At 70.1% G+C, this 15427-nt stretch carries 16 protein-coding genes and 1 tRNA gene; 11 read left to right on the forward strand and 6 right to left on the reverse strand.

Going from position 1 to position 15427, the window contains the following annotated elements:
• The first annotated feature begins 44 nt into the window (after nucleotides 1-44).
• Complete coding sequence (locus tag JMV16_RS16800; RefSeq protein WP_201495446.1) at nucleotides 45-2366, forward strand: DNA translocase FtsK; 2322 nt, start codon at nucleotides 45-47, stop codon at nucleotides 2364-2366.
• Nucleotides 2366-2983 (forward strand): outer membrane lipoprotein chaperone LolA, encoded by a 618-nt coding sequence (gene lolA, locus JMV16_RS16805; RefSeq protein WP_201495447.1) that lies wholly within the window; start codon nucleotides 2366-2368, stop codon nucleotides 2981-2983. Before JMV16_RS16800 ends, lolA begins: the two co-directional genes overlap by 1 nt.
• 34 nt (nucleotides 2984-3017) lie before the next feature.
• Here lolA and JMV16_RS16810 read toward each other — a convergent pair whose 3' ends face one another.
• The gene (locus JMV16_RS16810) at nucleotides 3018-3710 is read right to left on the reverse strand and encodes a hypothetical protein (RefSeq protein WP_201495448.1); all 693 of its coding nucleotides are present in this window, start codon (nucleotides 3708-3710) and stop codon (nucleotides 3018-3020) included.
• Between the two features lie 160 nt (nucleotides 3711-3870).
• Here JMV16_RS16810 and JMV16_RS16815 point away from each other — a divergent pair, with 160 nt between their 5' ends.
• From JMV16_RS16815 to JMV16_RS16835, 5 genes are all read left to right on the forward strand, one after another.
• The gene (locus JMV16_RS16815; protein WP_201495449.1) at nucleotides 3871-5220 is read left to right on the forward strand and encodes a replication-associated recombination protein A; all 1350 of its coding nucleotides are present in this window, start codon (nucleotides 3871-3873) and stop codon (nucleotides 5218-5220) included.
• 184 nt (nucleotides 5221-5404) lie between these two features.
• On the forward strand, nucleotides 5405-6328 hold the full coding sequence (locus JMV16_RS16820; RefSeq protein ID WP_201495450.1) for a branched-chain amino acid ABC transporter permease: 924 nt from the start codon (nucleotides 5405-5407) through the stop codon (nucleotides 6326-6328).
• Between the two features lie 15 nt (nucleotides 6329-6343).
• Nucleotides 6344-7432 (forward strand): branched-chain amino acid ABC transporter permease, encoded by a 1089-nt coding sequence (locus JMV16_RS16825; RefSeq protein ID WP_201495451.1) that lies wholly within the window; start codon nucleotides 6344-6346, stop codon nucleotides 7430-7432.
• A 10-nt stretch (nucleotides 7433-7442) separates the two neighbouring features.
• Nucleotides 7443-8213 carry an ABC transporter ATP-binding protein gene (locus JMV16_RS16830; protein ID WP_201495452.1) on the forward strand — a complete coding sequence of 257 codons (771 nt, stop codon included), beginning with the start codon at nucleotides 7443-7445 and terminating at the stop codon, nucleotides 8211-8213.
• 25 nt (nucleotides 8214-8238) lie between these two features.
• Complete coding sequence (locus JMV16_RS16835; RefSeq protein ID WP_201495453.1) at nucleotides 8239-8943, forward strand: ABC transporter ATP-binding protein; 705 nt, start codon at nucleotides 8239-8241, stop codon at nucleotides 8941-8943.
• A gap of 29 nt (nucleotides 8944-8972) precedes the next feature.
• Here JMV16_RS16835 and JMV16_RS16840 read toward each other — a convergent pair whose 3' ends face one another.
• Together JMV16_RS16840 and JMV16_RS24290 are read right to left on the reverse strand one after the other, a co-directional pair.
• The gene (locus tag JMV16_RS16840) at nucleotides 8973-9974 is read right to left on the reverse strand and encodes a Bug family tripartite tricarboxylate transporter substrate binding protein (RefSeq protein WP_201495454.1); all 1002 of its coding nucleotides are present in this window, start codon (nucleotides 9972-9974) and stop codon (nucleotides 8973-8975) included.
• Nucleotides 9961-11001: a CDP-6-deoxy-delta-3,4-glucoseen reductase gene (locus JMV16_RS24290; RefSeq protein WP_236580562.1), complete on the reverse strand. Its 1041-nt coding sequence runs from the start codon at nucleotides 10999-11001 to the stop codon at nucleotides 9961-9963. Before JMV16_RS24290 ends, JMV16_RS16840 begins: the two co-directional genes overlap by 14 nt.
• A gap of 81 nt (nucleotides 11002-11082) precedes the next feature.
• On the opposite strand from JMV16_RS24290, the gene JMV16_RS24295 reads away from it, so the two are divergent.
• Nucleotides 11083-11973 carry an SDR family oxidoreductase gene (locus tag JMV16_RS24295; protein ID WP_236580563.1) on the forward strand — a complete coding sequence of 297 codons (891 nt, stop codon included), beginning with the start codon at nucleotides 11083-11085 and terminating at the stop codon, nucleotides 11971-11973.
• A gap of 10 nt (nucleotides 11974-11983) precedes the next feature.
• Here JMV16_RS24295 and JMV16_RS16855 read toward each other — a convergent pair whose 3' ends face one another.
• Nucleotides 11984-12580 (reverse strand): rhomboid family intramembrane serine protease, encoded by a 597-nt coding sequence (locus tag JMV16_RS16855; RefSeq protein WP_201495457.1) that lies wholly within the window; start codon nucleotides 12578-12580, stop codon nucleotides 11984-11986.
• Nucleotides 12581-12622: 42 nt separating this feature from the next.
• Nucleotides 12623-12707: transfer RNA gene (locus JMV16_RS16860), tRNA-Leu, on the reverse strand.
• Nucleotides 12708-12826: 119 nt separating this feature from the next.
• Between JMV16_RS16860 and cysM the strand changes: the two genes are divergently transcribed.
• From cysM to JMV16_RS16875, 3 genes are read left to right on the forward strand one after another with little or no spacing between them, the layout of a single operon-like run.
• Nucleotides 12827-13741 carry a cysteine synthase CysM gene (cysM, locus tag JMV16_RS16865; protein WP_201495458.1) on the forward strand — a complete coding sequence of 305 codons (915 nt, stop codon included), beginning with the start codon at nucleotides 12827-12829 and terminating at the stop codon, nucleotides 13739-13741.
• Entirely contained in the window at nucleotides 13738-14277 is a 540-nt protein-coding gene (locus JMV16_RS16870) for an NUDIX hydrolase (protein ID WP_201495459.1), read from the forward strand. The genes cysM and JMV16_RS16870 overlap by 4 nt, the downstream gene beginning before the upstream one ends.
• A gap of 10 nt (nucleotides 14278-14287) precedes the next feature.
• Nucleotides 14288-14518: a sulfurtransferase TusA family protein gene (locus tag JMV16_RS16875; protein ID WP_201495460.1), complete on the forward strand. Its 231-nt coding sequence runs from the start codon at nucleotides 14288-14290 to the stop codon at nucleotides 14516-14518.
• Nucleotides 14519-14552: 34 nt separating this feature from the next.
• On the opposite strand, the gene galU is transcribed toward JMV16_RS16875, so the two are convergent.
• Nucleotides 14553-15419 (reverse strand): UTP--glucose-1-phosphate uridylyltransferase GalU, encoded by an 867-nt coding sequence (gene galU, locus JMV16_RS16880; RefSeq protein WP_201495461.1) that lies wholly within the window; start codon nucleotides 15417-15419, stop codon nucleotides 14553-14555.
• Nucleotides 15420-15427: the final 8 nt, after the last annotated feature.

Genomic DNA, 15427 nt, shown 5'->3' on the forward strand with positions numbered 1-15427 from the left:
GCCGCCGCCAGGGCGGCGCAGGCCCTTGGTCCACAATGCCGGCCATGAGTTTCCCCCTCGGATCGATGGGCGGCGAGGCAGTGCCCGGCGCCACCGCCAATGCGGCCTCCGGCGCGCCGCTGTGGCGCCGCCAGGCCCTGGTGCTCGCCGGAGGCCTGGCCTGGCTGCTCTTCCTGCTGGCCATGCTCACGCACAGCGCGGCCGACCCGGCCTTCAGCACCTCGGGCACGGGCGAGGCCTTGCGCAACCGCGCCGGCATGCTGGGCGCGCGGGTCTCCGACCTGGCGCTCTTCCTGTTCGGTTACTCCGCCTGGTGGCTGGTGCCGGTGGCGCTGCGCGCCTGGCTGTCGGCACTGGCCGGCGTGCTGCGCAACCAGCCCGCGCAGGCGCAGCCGCCGCGCTGGATGTTCTGGGCCGGGCTGGCGCTGCTGCTGGCGGCCAGCTGCGCCCTCGAATGGACGCGCCTGTACCGCTGGGAAGCGCTGCTGCCCGGCCACGCCGGCGGCGTGCTGGGCTGGCTGCTGGGGCCGCTGTCGATGCGCTGGTTGGGCTTTGCCGGCTCGGGCGTGTTGTGGATCGCGCTCTTCGTCACCGGCCTGGCGCTGGCGCTGCGCTTCTCGTGGCTGCGCCTGGCCGAGGCCATTGGCGAGCGCTTCGACGCGCTGCGCGAGCGCCGCATGGGCCGGCGCGAACTGCAGGAAGACCTGCGCCTGGGCGAGCTGGCGGCGCAGGAGCGCGAGCAGGTGGTCGAGGTGCAGCGGCAGGAGGAGCAGGTCCACCAGCCGCTGGTCATCGTGCCCACGGCGCCCGAGATCGCGCCTTCTCAGCGCGTGGCCAAGGAAAGGCAGAAGCCGCTCTTCGCCGAGCTGGCCGATACGCGCCTGCCGCAGGTGGACCTGCTCGATGGCGTCGGCAGTTCGCGGCTGGAGGCGGCCACACCCGAATCGCTGGAGATGACCAGCCGCCTGATCGAGAAAAAGCTCAAGGACTTCGGCGTCGAGGTGCAGGTGGTGGCGGCATCGCCCGGCCCGGTGATCACGCGCTACGAGATCGAGCCGGCCACCGGCGTCAAGGGCGCGCAGATCGTGGGCCTGGCGCGCGACCTGGCGCGCTCGCTGTCGCTGGTGAGCATCCGCGTCGTCGAGGTTATCGCCGGGCGCAACACGATGGCGCTGGAGCTGCCCAATGCACGCCGTCAGACCATCAAGCTGTCGGAGATCCTGGGCTCCGAGGTCTACAACAGCTCGGCCTCGCTGCTGACCCTGGGCCTGGGCAAGGACATCGTCGGCAAGCCCGTGGTGGCCGACCTGGCCAAGATGCCGCACTGCCTGGTGGCCGGCACCACCGGCTCGGGCAAGAGCGTGGGCATCAACGCCATGATCCTGAGCCTGCTCTACAAGGCCGAGGCGCGCGATGTGCGGCTGATCCTGATCGATCCCAAGATGCTCGAGATGAGCGTCTACGAGGGCATTCCTCACCTGCTGGCGCCGGTGGTCACCGACATGAAGCAGGCTGCCAACGCGCTCAACTGGTGCGTGGGCGAGATGGAGCGGCGCTACAAGCTGCTCAGCAAGCTGGGCGTGCGCAATCTTGCCGGCTACAACAAGAAGATCGCCGAGGCGGCTGCAGCTGGGCAGAAGCTGCCCAACCCCTTCAGCCTCACGCCGGAGGCGCCCGAGCCGCTGGAGCGCCTGCCGCATGTGGTGGTGGTGATCGACGAGCTCGCCGACCTGATGATGGTGGTGGGCAAGAAGATCGAGGAGCTGATCGCCCGCCTGGCGCAAAAGGCGCGCGCTGCCGGCATCCACCTCATCCTGGCGACGCAGCGGCCCAGCGTCGACGTCATCACCGGCCTCATCAAGGCCAATATCCCGACGCGCCTGAGCTTCCAGGTCAGCAGCAAGATCGACAGCCGCACCATCCTCGACCAGATGGGCGCCGAAGCCTTGCTGGGCCAGGGCGACATGCTCTACCTCACGCCCGGCGGCGGCCTGCCGGTGCGCGTACACGGCGCCTTCGTCAGCGATGACGAGGTGCATCGCGTCGTCACCTACCTCAAGACCCAGGGCGAGCCGGACTACGTGGAGGGCATCCTCGAAGGTGGCGTGCTCGAGGGCGAGGGCGGCGAGGGCGGGCCCGGTGGTGCGGCCGGCGGCGCCAGCGGCGAGGCCGACCCGATGTACGACCAGGCCGTGGCCGTGGTGCTGCAGCAGCGCCGCGCCTCGATCTCGCTGGTGCAGCGCCACCTGCGCATCGGCTACAACCGCGCCGCCCGCCTGCTCGAGCAGATGGAGCAGGCCGGCATCGTCTCGGCCATGGGGCATGCGGGCAACCGCGACCTCCTCGTTCCGAAAAGGGAAGAGTGATGCGCAACGCCTTGCTGACCTGCGTCCTGGGCCTTGTGGCCGCGCTGCCGCTGGCGGTGCGTGCCGACGCCGTCGACACGCTGCGCGACTTCGTGCGCGAGGTGAAATCGGGCCGTGCCAGCTTCACCCAGACCGTCACCGCGGCCGAGGGCTCGCGCAGCAAGACCAGCAGCGGCGAGTTCGAGTTCACGCGGCCCAACCGCTTCCGCTTCGCCTACAGCAAGCCCTACCAGCAGCTCATCGTGGCCGATGGCCAGAAGGTCTGGCTCTACGACCCCGAGTTGAACCAGGCCAGTTCGCGCCGCATCGACCAGGCCCTGGGCGCCACGCCGGCGGCGCTGCTGGCGGGCGCCAGCCTGGAGCCCGAGTTCACGCTGTCGCCGCTGCCTTCGAAGGACGGCGTCGACTGGGCCCAGGCCGTGCCGCGCGCCAAGGACGGTGCCTTCCAGTCGCTGCGCGTGGGCTTTCGTGGCCGTGCCCTGGTGGCGGTGGAGGTGACCGACGCCTTCGGCCAGCGCTCGCGGCTCGACTTCGGCGCCTTCGCGCCCAATGCCGCGGTGGCGGCCGAGCGTTTCCGCTTCACGCCGCCAGCGGGCGCCGACGTGATCGAGCAGTAGCGGCGCCGGCGTTCGCAGCGCGCACTGCGCGCCTTCAGAACACCAGCTTCAGCCCCAGGCCCAGGGCCTTGACGCGGGGTCGTTCGAGTTCGACCGCATAGCTCAGGTTGGCGCTGACGCCGCCGCCGAAGGTCCAGCCCGCGCCGGCCGAGACCGTGGGCCTGCCGCGGTCTTCGCCGTAAATGTCGGCGGCCAGCACCAGGTCGCCAGCGGTCTCCAGGCCCAGCGACCACTGTGCGCGCGTCTTGCGGTCGACGCGGTTGTAGGTCAGGCCCAGGTTGGCGTGGCCCAGCAGGCCCGGGGCCAGCTCGCGCGTGGCCAGGGCCGCCAGACCCAGCGTCTCCAGGCGCAGGCTGCGGCCCGGCGCCTCGGCGGCATCCAGTCCGTAGGCGACGCCCCAGCCGGTGCGGCCGTCCTCTGGTGCCACCAGATTGGTCTTGCCGCCCAGGCTCAGCGCCTGCAGCGTCTGGCCTTCGCTGCGTGCGCGGGCGTAGCCAGCGCCAAGCTGGGTGTCGTGGCCTATGCCGCAGGCCACCACCGTTTCCCACAGGCGCAGCGAGGGTGCGTCGCGCTCGCTCACGCGGGTGAGCGAGGTCTCGGCGTCGCAGGCGCCGGCGGCATTGGCGTCGGCAGTCTCGGTCACCAGGGGGCGGCCGGCCTGGGCGGCGCCAGTGGCGAGCAGCGCGCACAGCGCCAGCGTGGTCGACAGCAAGGTGAGGTTTCTCATGGGGCTCCTGTGCAGCGTGGTTCAGCCCGGCGGGGGCACTCCCACCCCCTATCGACCGCCTGAGAGCCGGCTCAAGCATTCTGCCGGCCCATCCGTGACAAAGCCGGCAAGGTCGGTGCCTCGCGCCGGGCCTTTGACGGCGCGGCGACAATCGCCGGCCATGCCTGCCCAGGATCCGCTCTTCGCCGACCCGCCCGCGGCCGCCGCGCCGGGCGCGCCGCTGGCCGAGCGCCTGCGGCCGGCGACGCTGGACGAGGTCGTCGGCCAGCGCCACCTGCTGGCTGCCGGCAGGCCGTTGCGCGTGGCCTTCGAGGCCGGGCGGCTGCCCTCGATGATCCTCTGGGGCCCGCCTGGCGTGGGCAAGACGACGCTGGCGCGCTTGCTGGCGGCGGCCACGGGCGCCCATTTCATCGTGCTTTCGGCGGTGCTGGCCGGCGTCAAGGACATCCGCGAGGCGGTCGAGCAGGCCGAGGCGCTGCGGCGCGCCGGCCGCGCCACCGTGCTCTTCGTCGACGAGGTGCACCGCTTCAACAAGGCGCAGCAGGACGCCTTCCTGCCCCATGTCGAGGCGGGGCTGTTCAGCTTCATCGGCGCCACCACCGAGAACCCTTCGTTCGAGGTCAATGCGGCGTTGCTTTCGCGCGCCACCGTGCATGTGCTGCAGCCGCTGGACGATGGCGACCTGGCGGCGCTGCTGGCGCGCGCCCAGGCGGCGCTGCCGGGGCCGCCGGTGGAGCCAGCGGCGCAGGAGCGCCTGATCGCCTTTGCCGACGGCGATGGCCGCCGCCTCATCAATGCCTGGGAAAGCGTGGTCGCTTCGCACCGGCGCGCCGAGTCCATCACGCCCGAGCGGCTGGAATCGGCGCTGGGCCGCCTGCTGCGCCGCGGCGACAAGGGCGGCGATGTCTTCTACGACACCATCTCGGCGCTGCACAAATCGGTGCGCGGCTCCAACCCCGATGCGGCGCTGTACTGGCTGGCCCGCCTGCTCGACGCCGGCATGGACCCGCGCTACGCGGCACGGCGCATCGTGCGCATGGCCAGCGAGGAAGTGGGCCTGGCCGACCCGCGAGCGTTGCGCCTGGCGCTGGACGCGGCCGAGGTCTACGAGCGCCTGGGTTCGCCCGAGGGCGAGCTGGCGCTGGCCGAGGCCGTGACCTTCCTCGCCATGGCGCCCAAGTCGAACGCGGTCTACAAGGCCTGGGGCGAGGTCCAGGCCCTGGTGCGCCAAGAGGGCACCCGGCCGGTGCCACTGCACCTGCGCAATGCGCCGACGCGCCTGATGAAGGACATCGGCCACGGGGCCGGCTACCGCTACGCCCACGACGAGGCCGACGCCTACGCCGCCGGCGAGCACTACCTGCCCGAGGGCCTGCAGGACCGGCGCTTCTACCACCCGGTGCCGCGCGGGCTCGAGTTGCGCATTGGCGAGAGGCTGGACGAACTGCGGCGGCTCGACCTCCAGGCCCGCCAGCAGGCGAGGGATGAAGGGGCGAAGAAGAATCGGTGAATCGCCGGATCAATGGTGAATCCTCCGGGGTGCCAGGGGGAAAGCCCCGCCCATTTCTCGGCGGCAGGCCACCTAGAATCCTGGCGCACTGCGGGGCCTCGGGCTTCGGCAAGCCACGCAAGGCCGGTTTCTTGCATGCGCTGGGCCGGGCCGCGCGCCGCGCGGCAACCGGAGCTCCCCCTCGATGGAAACCTTCATCCAGCAGATCATCAACGGCCTCGTGCTCGGCAGCATGTATGCGCTGGTGGCCCTGGGCTACACGATGGTCTACGGCATCATCAACCTCATCAACTTCGCCCACGGCGAGGTGCTGATGTTCGGCGCCCTCACCAGCTGGACCGTGGTCACGGCACTGGCCGACAGCGGCCTGCCGGGCTGGGCGCTGATGCTGATCTCGCTGCTGTGCGCCATCGTGGTCTGCGCCGGGCTCAACTTCAGCATCGAGAAGCTCGCCTACCGGCCGCTGCGCACGGCGCCGCGGCTGGCGCCGCTGATCACCGCCATGGGCATGAGCCTGCTGCTGCAGACGGTGGCGATGATCCTGTGGAAGCCCAACCCCAAGCCCTATCCGGCGCTGCTGCCGGCCGACCCCATCAACCTGGGCGGGCCGGTCATCAGCGTGACCCAGATCCTGATCCTGGGCCTCACGGCGGTGATCCTGGCCGGGCTGATGTACCTGGTCAACAAGACCAAGCTCGGCCGCGCCATGCGCGCCACGGCCGAGAACCCGCGCGTGGCGGCACTGATGGGCGTCAAGCCCGACATGGTGATCTCGGCCACCTTCATCATCGGCGCCGTGCTCGCGGCCGTGGCCGGCGTGATGTGGGCCGCCAACTACGGCACCGTGCAGCACACGATGGGCTTCCTCCCCGGCCTCAAGGCCTTTACCGCGGCGGTGCTGGGCGGCATCGGCAACCTCAGCGGCGCGGTGGTCGGCGGCATCCTGCTCGGCCTGGTCGAGGCGCTGGGAGCCGGCTACCTGGGCGAGCTCACCGGCGGCGTGCTGGGCAGCCAGTACGCCGACATCTTCGCCTTCCTGGCGCTGATCCTGGTACTGACCATGAGGCCCCAGGGCCTGCTGGGCGAGCGCGTTGCCGACCGGGCCTGATCGAGAGGGGACCGCATGAACAAGAAGATCGTCACCTTCATCGCCTGCGCGCTGCTGCTCGTGGCCCTGCCGCTGTTCGCGCAGCAGTTCGGCCAGGGCTGGGTGCGCATCATGGCGTTGGCCCTGCTCTATGTGCTGCTGGCGCTGGGCCTGAACATCGTGGTCGGCTACGCCGGCCTGCTGGACCTGGGCTATGTCGCCTTCTACGCCGTCGGCGCCTACATGTACGCGCTGCTGGCCAGCCCGCACCTGATGGAGAACTTTCCCTGGATCGCCGAGAACTTCCCGGGCGGCATGCACACGCCGGTGTGGGCGGTGATACCGCTGGCGGCCGGCTTGGCAGCGCTGGCCGGCGTGCTGCTGGGCACGCCGGTGCTCAAGCTGCGCGGTGACTACCTGGCCATCGTGACGCTGGGCTTCGGCGAGATCATCCGCGTCTTCATGAACAACCTTGAGCAGCCCATCAACATCACCAACGGGCCGCGCGGACTTGACCGCATCGACTCGATGAACTTCCTCGGCCTCGATTTCGGCAAGAAGCTCATGATCGGCGACTTCATGGTGCCCTCGGTGACGCTGTACTACTACCTGTTCCTGATCCTGGTGGTGGGCAGCGTGGTGATCTGCCACCGCCTCGAAAATTCACGCATAGGCCGGGCCTGGATGGCCATCCGCGAAGACGAGATCGCGGCCAAGGCCATGGGCATCAACACCCGCAACATGAAGCTGCTGGCCTTCGGCATGGGCGCCACCTTCGGCGGCGTCTCGGGCTCGATGTTCGCGGCCTTCCAGGGCTTCGTGTCGCCCGAGTCCTTCAGCCTGATGGAGAGCGTGATGATCGTCGCCATGGTGGTGCTGGGCGGCATGGGCCATCTTCCCGGCGTCATCCTGGGCGCGGTGATGCTGGCCGCGCTGCCCGAGGTGTTGCGCTACGTGGCCGGGCCGCTGCAGCAGATGACCGGCGGGCGGCTCGATGCCTCCATCCTGCGCCAGCTGCTCATCGCGCTGGCCATGATCATCATCATGCTGCTGCGCCCGCGCGGGCTGTGGCCCTCGTCCGAACACGGCAAGGGTGCGCCGGTGCCGGTCACCCCTGTGGCCTGAGGGGGCGGACATGGCAGAAACCGTTCTCCAGGTACAGGGTGTCAGCAAGCGCTTCGGCGGCCTGCAGGCGCTGTCCGACGTGGGCATCACCATCCAGCGCGGCCAGGTCTACGGGCTCATAGGCCCCAACGGCGCCGGCAAGACCACCTTCTTCAACGTCATCACCGGCCTCTACACGCCCGACAGCGGCAGCTTCGAGCTCGGCGGCGCGCCCTACAAGCCCAGCGCGGTGCATGAGGTGGCCAAGCAGGGCATCGCGCGCACCTTCCAGAACATCCGTCTCTTTCCCGAGATGACGGCGCTCGAGAACGTGATGGTCGGCCGCCATGTGCGCACCCATTCGGGCCTCATCGGCGCCGTCTTTCGCACCGCCAGCTTCAAGGCCGAGGAGGCCGCCATCGCCCAGCGCGCGCAGGAACTGCTCGACTACGTGGGCATCGGCCGCTACGCCGAGTTCCGCGCCCGCACGCTGAGCTACGGTGACCAGCGCCGGCTCGAGATCGCACGCGCGCTGGCCACCGATCCCAAGCTGATCGCGCTCGACGAGCCGGCCGCCGGCATGAACGCCACCGAGAAGGTGGTGCTGCGCGAGTTGATCGACCGCATCCGCAAGGACGGCCGCACCATCCTGCTCATCGAGCACGACGTGAAGCTGGTGATGGGCCTGTGCGACCGCGTCACCGTGCTCGACTACGGCAAGCAGATCGCCGAAGGCAATCCGGCCGAGGTGCAGAAGAACGAGAAGGTGATCGAGGCCTACCTCGGCGCCGGACACAAGTGAGGGCGGCACCGCGATGAGCACGACAATGCTGAAAGTCAGCGGCCTCAAGGTCGCCTACGGCGGCATCCAGGCCGTCAAGGGCGTGAGCTTCGAGGTCCAGCAGGGCGAACTCGTCAGCCTGATCGGCGCCAACGGCGCCGGCAAGACGACCACGCTCAAGGCCATCACCGGCACCCAGGCGGTGGCCGAGGGCCAGATCGAGTTCATGGGCCGGCCCATCAAGGGGCAGGGCGCCTGGAATCTGGTCAAGCAGGGCCTGGTGATGGTGCCCGAGGGTCGCGGCACCTTCACGCGCATGACCATCACCGAAAACCTGCAGATGGGCGCCTTCGTGCGCGACGACAAGCCCGAGATCGAAGCCGACATCGAGAAGGTCTTCGCCATCTTCCCGCGCCTGAAGGAGCGCGCCAACCAGCTGGCCGGCACCATGAGCGGTGGCGAGCAGCAGATGCTGGCCATGGGCCGCGCGCTGATGGCCCGGCCCAAGGTGCTGCTGCTCGACGAGCCCAGCATGGGCCTGAGCCCCATCATGGTCGACAAGATCTTCGAGGTCGTGGCCGACATCCACAGCCGTGGCACGACGGTGCTGCTGGTCGAGCAGAACGCCAGCCGTGCGCTGGGCCTGGCCAACCGCGGCTATGTGATGGACTCGGGCGAGATCACCATGAGCGGCGAGGCCAAGGCCTTGCTCGACGACCCCAAGGTGCGCGCCGCCTACCTGGGCGAGTAGGTCGACCCTCTCGCTCTATTTCGCTCGCTTCAGTCGGCCTTCGCGCCCGAGTTCTCCACCAGCGGCTTGTACTTCAGCCGCTCGGCCTGGCCGAAGGCCGAGAACTCGGCCGGCGTCAGAGGCGCCGGCTCGGCCATCAGCGTCGCCATCCGGGCCTTGAAGTCGGCCGAGGCCAGTGCCTCGGCAAAGCCGCGGTGCAGCCGGGCCGTGGTCTCGGCCGGCAGGCCGGCCGGGCCGTAGAGGCCGAACCAGGTGGAAATATCGAAGCTCGCCAGGCCCAGCCGGGCGCCGGCCTCCGCCACCGTGGGCAGGTCGGGCAGGGCGCTGGCCCGCGTGGAGGTGGTCACGGCCAGGGCCTTGAGCCTGCCGCCGCGGATATTGGCCGAGGCCGCGGCCAGGTTGTCGAAATTGAAGTCGACCTGGCCGCTGACCAGGGCCAACTGGGCGGGCGGTGCGCCGGCATAGGGAATGTGTACCGCGAAAATGCCGGCCTGGGCCTTGAACAGCTCGCCCGCCAGGTGTCCGGCGCTGCCGTTGCCGCCGCTGCCGTAGTTCAGCCGCCCCGGGTTGCGCTTGGCATGGGCCACGAGATCGGCCAGCGTGGCGATGTTCAGCCGCGCCGCCACCTCGGCATTCATCACCAGCACATTGGGCACCACGGCCACGCGCGTGATGGGCGTGAAGTCGCGCTGGGCGTCGTAGGGCATGCGGCTGTAGAGCCAGGGGTTGATGGCGTGGGTGGCCACCGCGCCCATCACCAGGGTGAGGCCGTCGGGCGCGGCCTTGGCAACAAGATCGGCGCCCAGGTTGCCGCCGGCGCCCGGCCTGTTCTCGACCACCACCGCGCCCAGGCTGTCCTTTACGCGCTCCGCCAGCGCGCGAGCCGCGATGTCCAGCGGACCGCCGGGCGGGTAGGGCACGATCAAGCGTATCGGCGCCTTGCCCTGGGCGACGGCAGGCCCCGCCAAAGCGGTGGTGGCCAGGGCGATGAGGGCCTTGCGACGGCTGCACACAGGCTCAGAGCGGGCCATGCTTGTCGGCCTCGGAGGTGAAGGCATCGGCGTGGAACTCCTCGGCCGGCAGGCCGCATTGAGCCGTGAAATCGGTGCGCGCCGCATCCACCATCACCGGCACGCCGCAGGCATAGACCTGGTGGCCCGAGAGATCGGGAAAATCGGCCATCACGGCGCGGTGGACGAAGCCGCTGCGGCCGCTCCAGCCATCGTCGGGCGCCGCTTCCGAGAGCACCGGCACATAGCGCAGCCAGGGCGTGGCCGCGGCCTGGGCCTCGCACCACGCGTGCTGGTAGAGATCGGCCCGGCGGCGGCCACCCCAGTAGAGCGTGGCCGGCCGCGTGCTGCCCAGGTGCTGCAACTGCTCGATCAAGGCCTTGATGGGGGCGAAGCCGGTGCCGCTGGCCAGCAGCACGATGGGCTTGGTGGAGGCCTCGTCGAGGAAGAAGCTGCCGAAGGGCCCTTCCATGCGCAGGATGTCCTTCTCTTTCAGCGCCGTGAACACATGGTCGGTGAACTTGCCGCCCGGCATGTGGCGCAGGTGCAGTTCGATCGCCGGCGGGCTGCCGATGAGGTGCGGTGCATTGGCCATGCTGTAGCTGCGCCGCGCGCCGTCGCGCAGGATGAATTCGACATACTGGCCGGCGCGGTAGCGCAGGTTCTGGTTGGCCGGCAGCTGCAGGCGCAGCACGGCCACGTCGGGCGAGGGGCGCTCGATGGCGAGCACGCGGCTCGGCAGCTTCAGCACCGGGTACTGGCCGGCGCCGGGCACGCTGCGCGCCTCGACCGTGCAATCGGTCTGCGGCACGGCGCAGCAGGTGAGGATCAGGCCGGCCGCTTCTTCCTCGGCCGACAGCGCCTTGGCCTGGTGCGGCCCGTGTACCACGCGGCCTTCGAGCAGGCGGCTCTTGCAGGAGCCGCAGGCGCCGTCGCGGCAGCCATAGGGCAGGCCTATGCCCTGGCGGATGGCCGCGGGCAGCAGGGCCTCGTCGGCGTCGACCTCGAAGCGGATGTCGGCAGGCTGGATGTGGACGCTGAAGCTCATGGAGTGGGGCGGGCACTTAAACTCGTCCGCGATTGTGCCCGGCACCTGCTGTGGCCTGTCGTCCCTTGCCGCAGCCCATCGATGACGATTTCACCGCCGCCTCGTTCGCGCCGCAGCCGCCTGCTCATCATCGGCTGCGGTGACGTTGGCCTGCGCGTGCTGCGCCTGCTGGCCGGGCGCTGGCAGCTCACGGCACTGACCTCCGACCCGGCGCGCGTGCCGGCCCTGCGCGCCGCCGGTGCAAGGCCGCTGCTGGGCGATCTCGACGATGCCGCCACGCTGGGCCGGTTGGGCGGCCTGGCCGAGGCCGTGCTGCACCTGGCGCCGCCGCCGGGCGAGGGCGCGCAGGACTCGCGCTCGCGTGCCTTGATCGAGGCCCTGGCGCGCGGCGGCTGCGTGCGGCGCCTGGTCTACGCCAGCACCAGCGGCGTCTATGGCGACTGCGCCGGCGCCCGTTTCGATGAGACACGCGCCGTCGCACCCACCACCGACCGCGCCCGCCGCCGCGTCGATGCCGAGAGGCAACTGCGCCGCTTCGGCTGCCGCGCCGGCGTGGCGGTGTCCATCCTGCGCATCCCCGGCATTTATGCCGCCGACCGCGCGGGCGGCCATCCGCGCGAACGCCTGGCGCGCGGCACGCCGGTGCTGCGCGACGAGGACGATGTCTACACCAACCACATCCACGCCGACGACCTGGCTCGCGCCTGCGTGGCGGCCCTGCTGCGCGGCGCGCCGCAGCGCATTTACCACGCCAGCGACGACAGCGAGCTGAAGATGGGCGCCTACTTCGACCTCGCGGCCGACCTGGCCGGCCTGCCACGGCCGCCGCGCGTCGCACGCGCCGAGGCGGCTGCGCGCCTGGGGCCGATGCTGATGAGCTTCATGAGCGAATCTCGCCGGCTGGACAACCGGCGCCTCAAGGCCGAGCTGCGGCTGGCCTTGCGCTACCCGACGGTGGCCGAGGGCCTCTAGCGGTATCCGATCAGCGCCGACGGCGGCCGAAGGGCGGCATGCGGCGCCAGTAGCGGATCATGATCCAGCCCCCCACCATGCCGCCCAGGTGGGCGAAGTGGGCCACGCCGCCGCTCGGGCCGGTGATGCCCAGGGCCAGCTCGATGGCGCCGAACACCATCACGAAGGTGCGGGCCTTCATCGGGATGGGCGGGAACAGCGGCATGATGACGCGGTCGGGGAACCACATGCCGAAGGCCAGCAGCAGCGCGAACAGCCCGCCCGAGGCGCCCACGGTGGGCGTGTAGGAGCCGGTCAGCGCCGTCACCAGCAGCTGTGCCACGGCCGCAGCCAGCACGCCGGCGAGCAGGAACTGGGCGTAGCGCTTCTGGCCCCACAGGCGTTCGAGCTCGGAGCCGAACATCCACAGGCCCAGCATGTTGAAGAACAGATGGGTCATGCCGCCGTGCAGGAAGGCATAGCTCACCAGCTGCCAGGGCAGGAAGGCACCGCTGGCCAGCGGCCACAGCGCCAGGAAGCGCTCGAGGAAAGGAAGCACCTGCTGCAGGCAGAACACGGCCGTGCAGGCCAGCATCAGGTACTTTGTATAGGGCGGGATGGGCGGCATGAAGTTGTCGCGGAGGCGGTAGCGGCCCGGCAGATGTCCCCTTGGTGCCCCCGGCCAGACTCGAACTGGCACGCCTTGCGGCGGCGGATTTTGAATCCGCTACGTCTACCGATTTCGTCACGGGGGCGAGGGTGCTCCAGGGCAGGGCGGAGCGCGGCGGATTATCACACGCGGCTACTCGATCCTTGCCGCCGGCGGCTGCAGGCGCGGACTGCGACAATCCGCAGCCTGCAAGAGGAGTGAACAATGCCCCAGGCCCCCGCCTACAAGACCCTCGAGGATGTGATCGGCAGCACCCCCCTGGTGCGCCTGCAGCGCGTGCCCGGCGATGCCGGCGCGCTGCGCGGCAATGTCATCCTCGGCAAGCTCGAAGGCAACAACCCGGCCGGCAGCGTGAAGGACCGCCCGGCCATCAGCATGATCGCGCGGGCCGAGCAGCGCGGCGAGATCCGCCCCGGCGACACCCTGATCGAGGCCACCTCGGGCAATACCGGCATCGCGCTGGCGATGGCCGCAGCGATCCGCGGCTACCGCATGCTGCTGATCATGCCGGAGGACTTGTCGATAGAGCGTGCGCAGACGATGAAGGCCTTCGGCGCCGAACTCGTGCTGACGCCGCGTTCGGGCGGCATGGAGTACGCACGCGACCTGGCCGAGCAGATGCAGCGCGACGGCAAGGGCCGCGTGCTCGACCAGTTTGCCAATGCCGACAACCCGCGCGTCCACGAAGAGACCACCGGGCCCGAGATCTGGGCCGACACCGGCGGCCGCATCACCCACTTCGTCAGCGCCATGGGCACGACCGGCACCATCACCGGCGTCTCGCGCTACCTCAAGCGCCAGAATCCGGCCGTGCGCATCGTGGGCGCCCAGCCCAAGGACGGCTCGCGCATCCCCGGCATCCGCAAGTGGCCCGAGGCCTATCTGCCCAAGATTTACGAACCGGCTGGTGTCGACGAACTGGTGCTGGTGGGCCAGCCCGAGGCCGAGGACATGGCGCGGCGCCTGGCGCGCGAAGAGGGCCTCTTTGCCGGCATCTCGGCCGCCGGCGCCTGCTGGGTGGCGCTGCAGATCGCCAGGCAGGTCGAGAACGCGACCATCGTCTTCGTCGTCTGCGACCGCGGCGACCGCTACCTCTCCACCGGGGTGTTTCCGGCGTGACCGAGGGCGCGCGTTTCTGCCTGCAATGCGGCGGCGCGCTGGCGCTGCTGGCGCTGCAGGAAGACGGTGGCGAGCGCACGCGGCTGCGCTGCCCGGCCTGCGGCTGGACGCACTGGAACAACCCCACGCCGGTGCTGGCCGCGGTGATCGAATGCAGCGACCAGGGAGGCCGCGTGCTGCTGGCGCGCAACGCCGCCTGGACCGGCCGCATGTTCGCCCTCATCACCGGCTTCATGGAGGCGGGCGAGACGCCGCAAGAGGGCATTGCGCGCGAGATCGCCGAGGAGACTGCGCTCGAGGTCGAGAGCCTGGATCTGATCGGCGTCTATGACTTCCAGCGCATGAACCAGGTCATCATTGCCTACCACGCGGTGGCGCATGGCGAGGTGCGGTTGTCGCCCGAGTTGGTGGAGCACCGGATGTTCGACCTGCCTGATCTGCGCTGCTGGCGGGCCGGCACCGGCTATGCGCTGGCTGACTGGCTGAAGAGCCGCGGGTACGAGCCGCAGTTCATCGAACTGCCGCCACGGCCCTAGAATCGCGGCCATGTCGACGAGCACCAAGGAACTGGATACGCGCGGGCTCAACTGCCCGTTGCCCATCCTCAAGGCCAAGAAGGCCCTGGCCGAGATGGCCAGCGGCGAGCTGCTGCGGGTGGTTTCCACCGACCCCGGCTCGATGCGCGACTTCCAGGCCTTCGCGCGTCAGACCGGCAACGAGCTGGTCGAGCAGAGCAGCGCCGGCGCCGACTTCGTGCACGTGCTGCGGCGGCGTTAGCCGCACGCAGTCGGGTGCAGCCGGGTGCAGCCGTCTAGAGCTTCAGCCCGGTGAGGAACTGCCGGAAGCCCGGCCCGAGTTGCGGGTGGGCCAGCGCCAGCTCGACATTGGCCTCGAGAAAGCCTTCCTTGCTGCCGCAGTCGTAGCGCTTGCCTTCGTAGCGGAAGGCAAAGACCTTCTCGCGCCGCAGCAGCGAGGCGATGCCGTCGGTGAGCTGGATCTCGCCGCCCACGCCGCGTGGCTGGGTCTCGATCTCATGGAAGACGCCGGGCGTCAGGATGTAGCGGCCGGCCACGCCCAGGCGCGATGGCGCGACCTCGGGCGCCGGCTTCTCGACGATGCGGGAGACGTCGATCACGCGGTCATTGACTTCAGTGCCGGCGACGATGCCGTAGCGCCGGGTCTGCTCGGCCGGCACTTCCTGCACCGCCAGGATGGAGGCGCGCCACTCGCGGAACTGCTCGACCATCTGGGCCAGCACCGGCGGCTTGCCGACCATCAGGTCGTCGGCCAGCAGCACGGCGAAGGGCTGGTTGCCCACCAGGCGCTTGCCGCACAGCACGGCGTGCCCCAGGCCCAGGGCCTGGGCCTGGCGCACGTAGATGCACTCCATGTCGTCGGGCTTGACGCTGCGCACCACCGACAGCAGTTCTTCCTTGCCGGCCTGCTCGAGCGCGACCTCGAGCTCGAAGGTCATGTCGAAGTGGTCTTCGATGGGGCGCTTGTGGCGGCCGGTGACAAAGATCATCTCGCGCACGCCGGCGGCATAGGCCTCCTCCACCGCGTACTGGATCAGCGGCTTGTCCACCACCGGCAGCATCTCCTTGGGCTGGGCCTTGGTGGCCGGCAGGAAGCGGGTGCCGAGGCCGGCGACCGGGAATATTGCCTTCTGAACAAGCATTTGAGCGG

This window comes from Rubrivivax sp. A210, from assembly GCF_904426505.1.
GTDB lineage: Bacteria > Pseudomonadota > Gammaproteobacteria > Burkholderiales > Burkholderiaceae_C > Rubrivivax.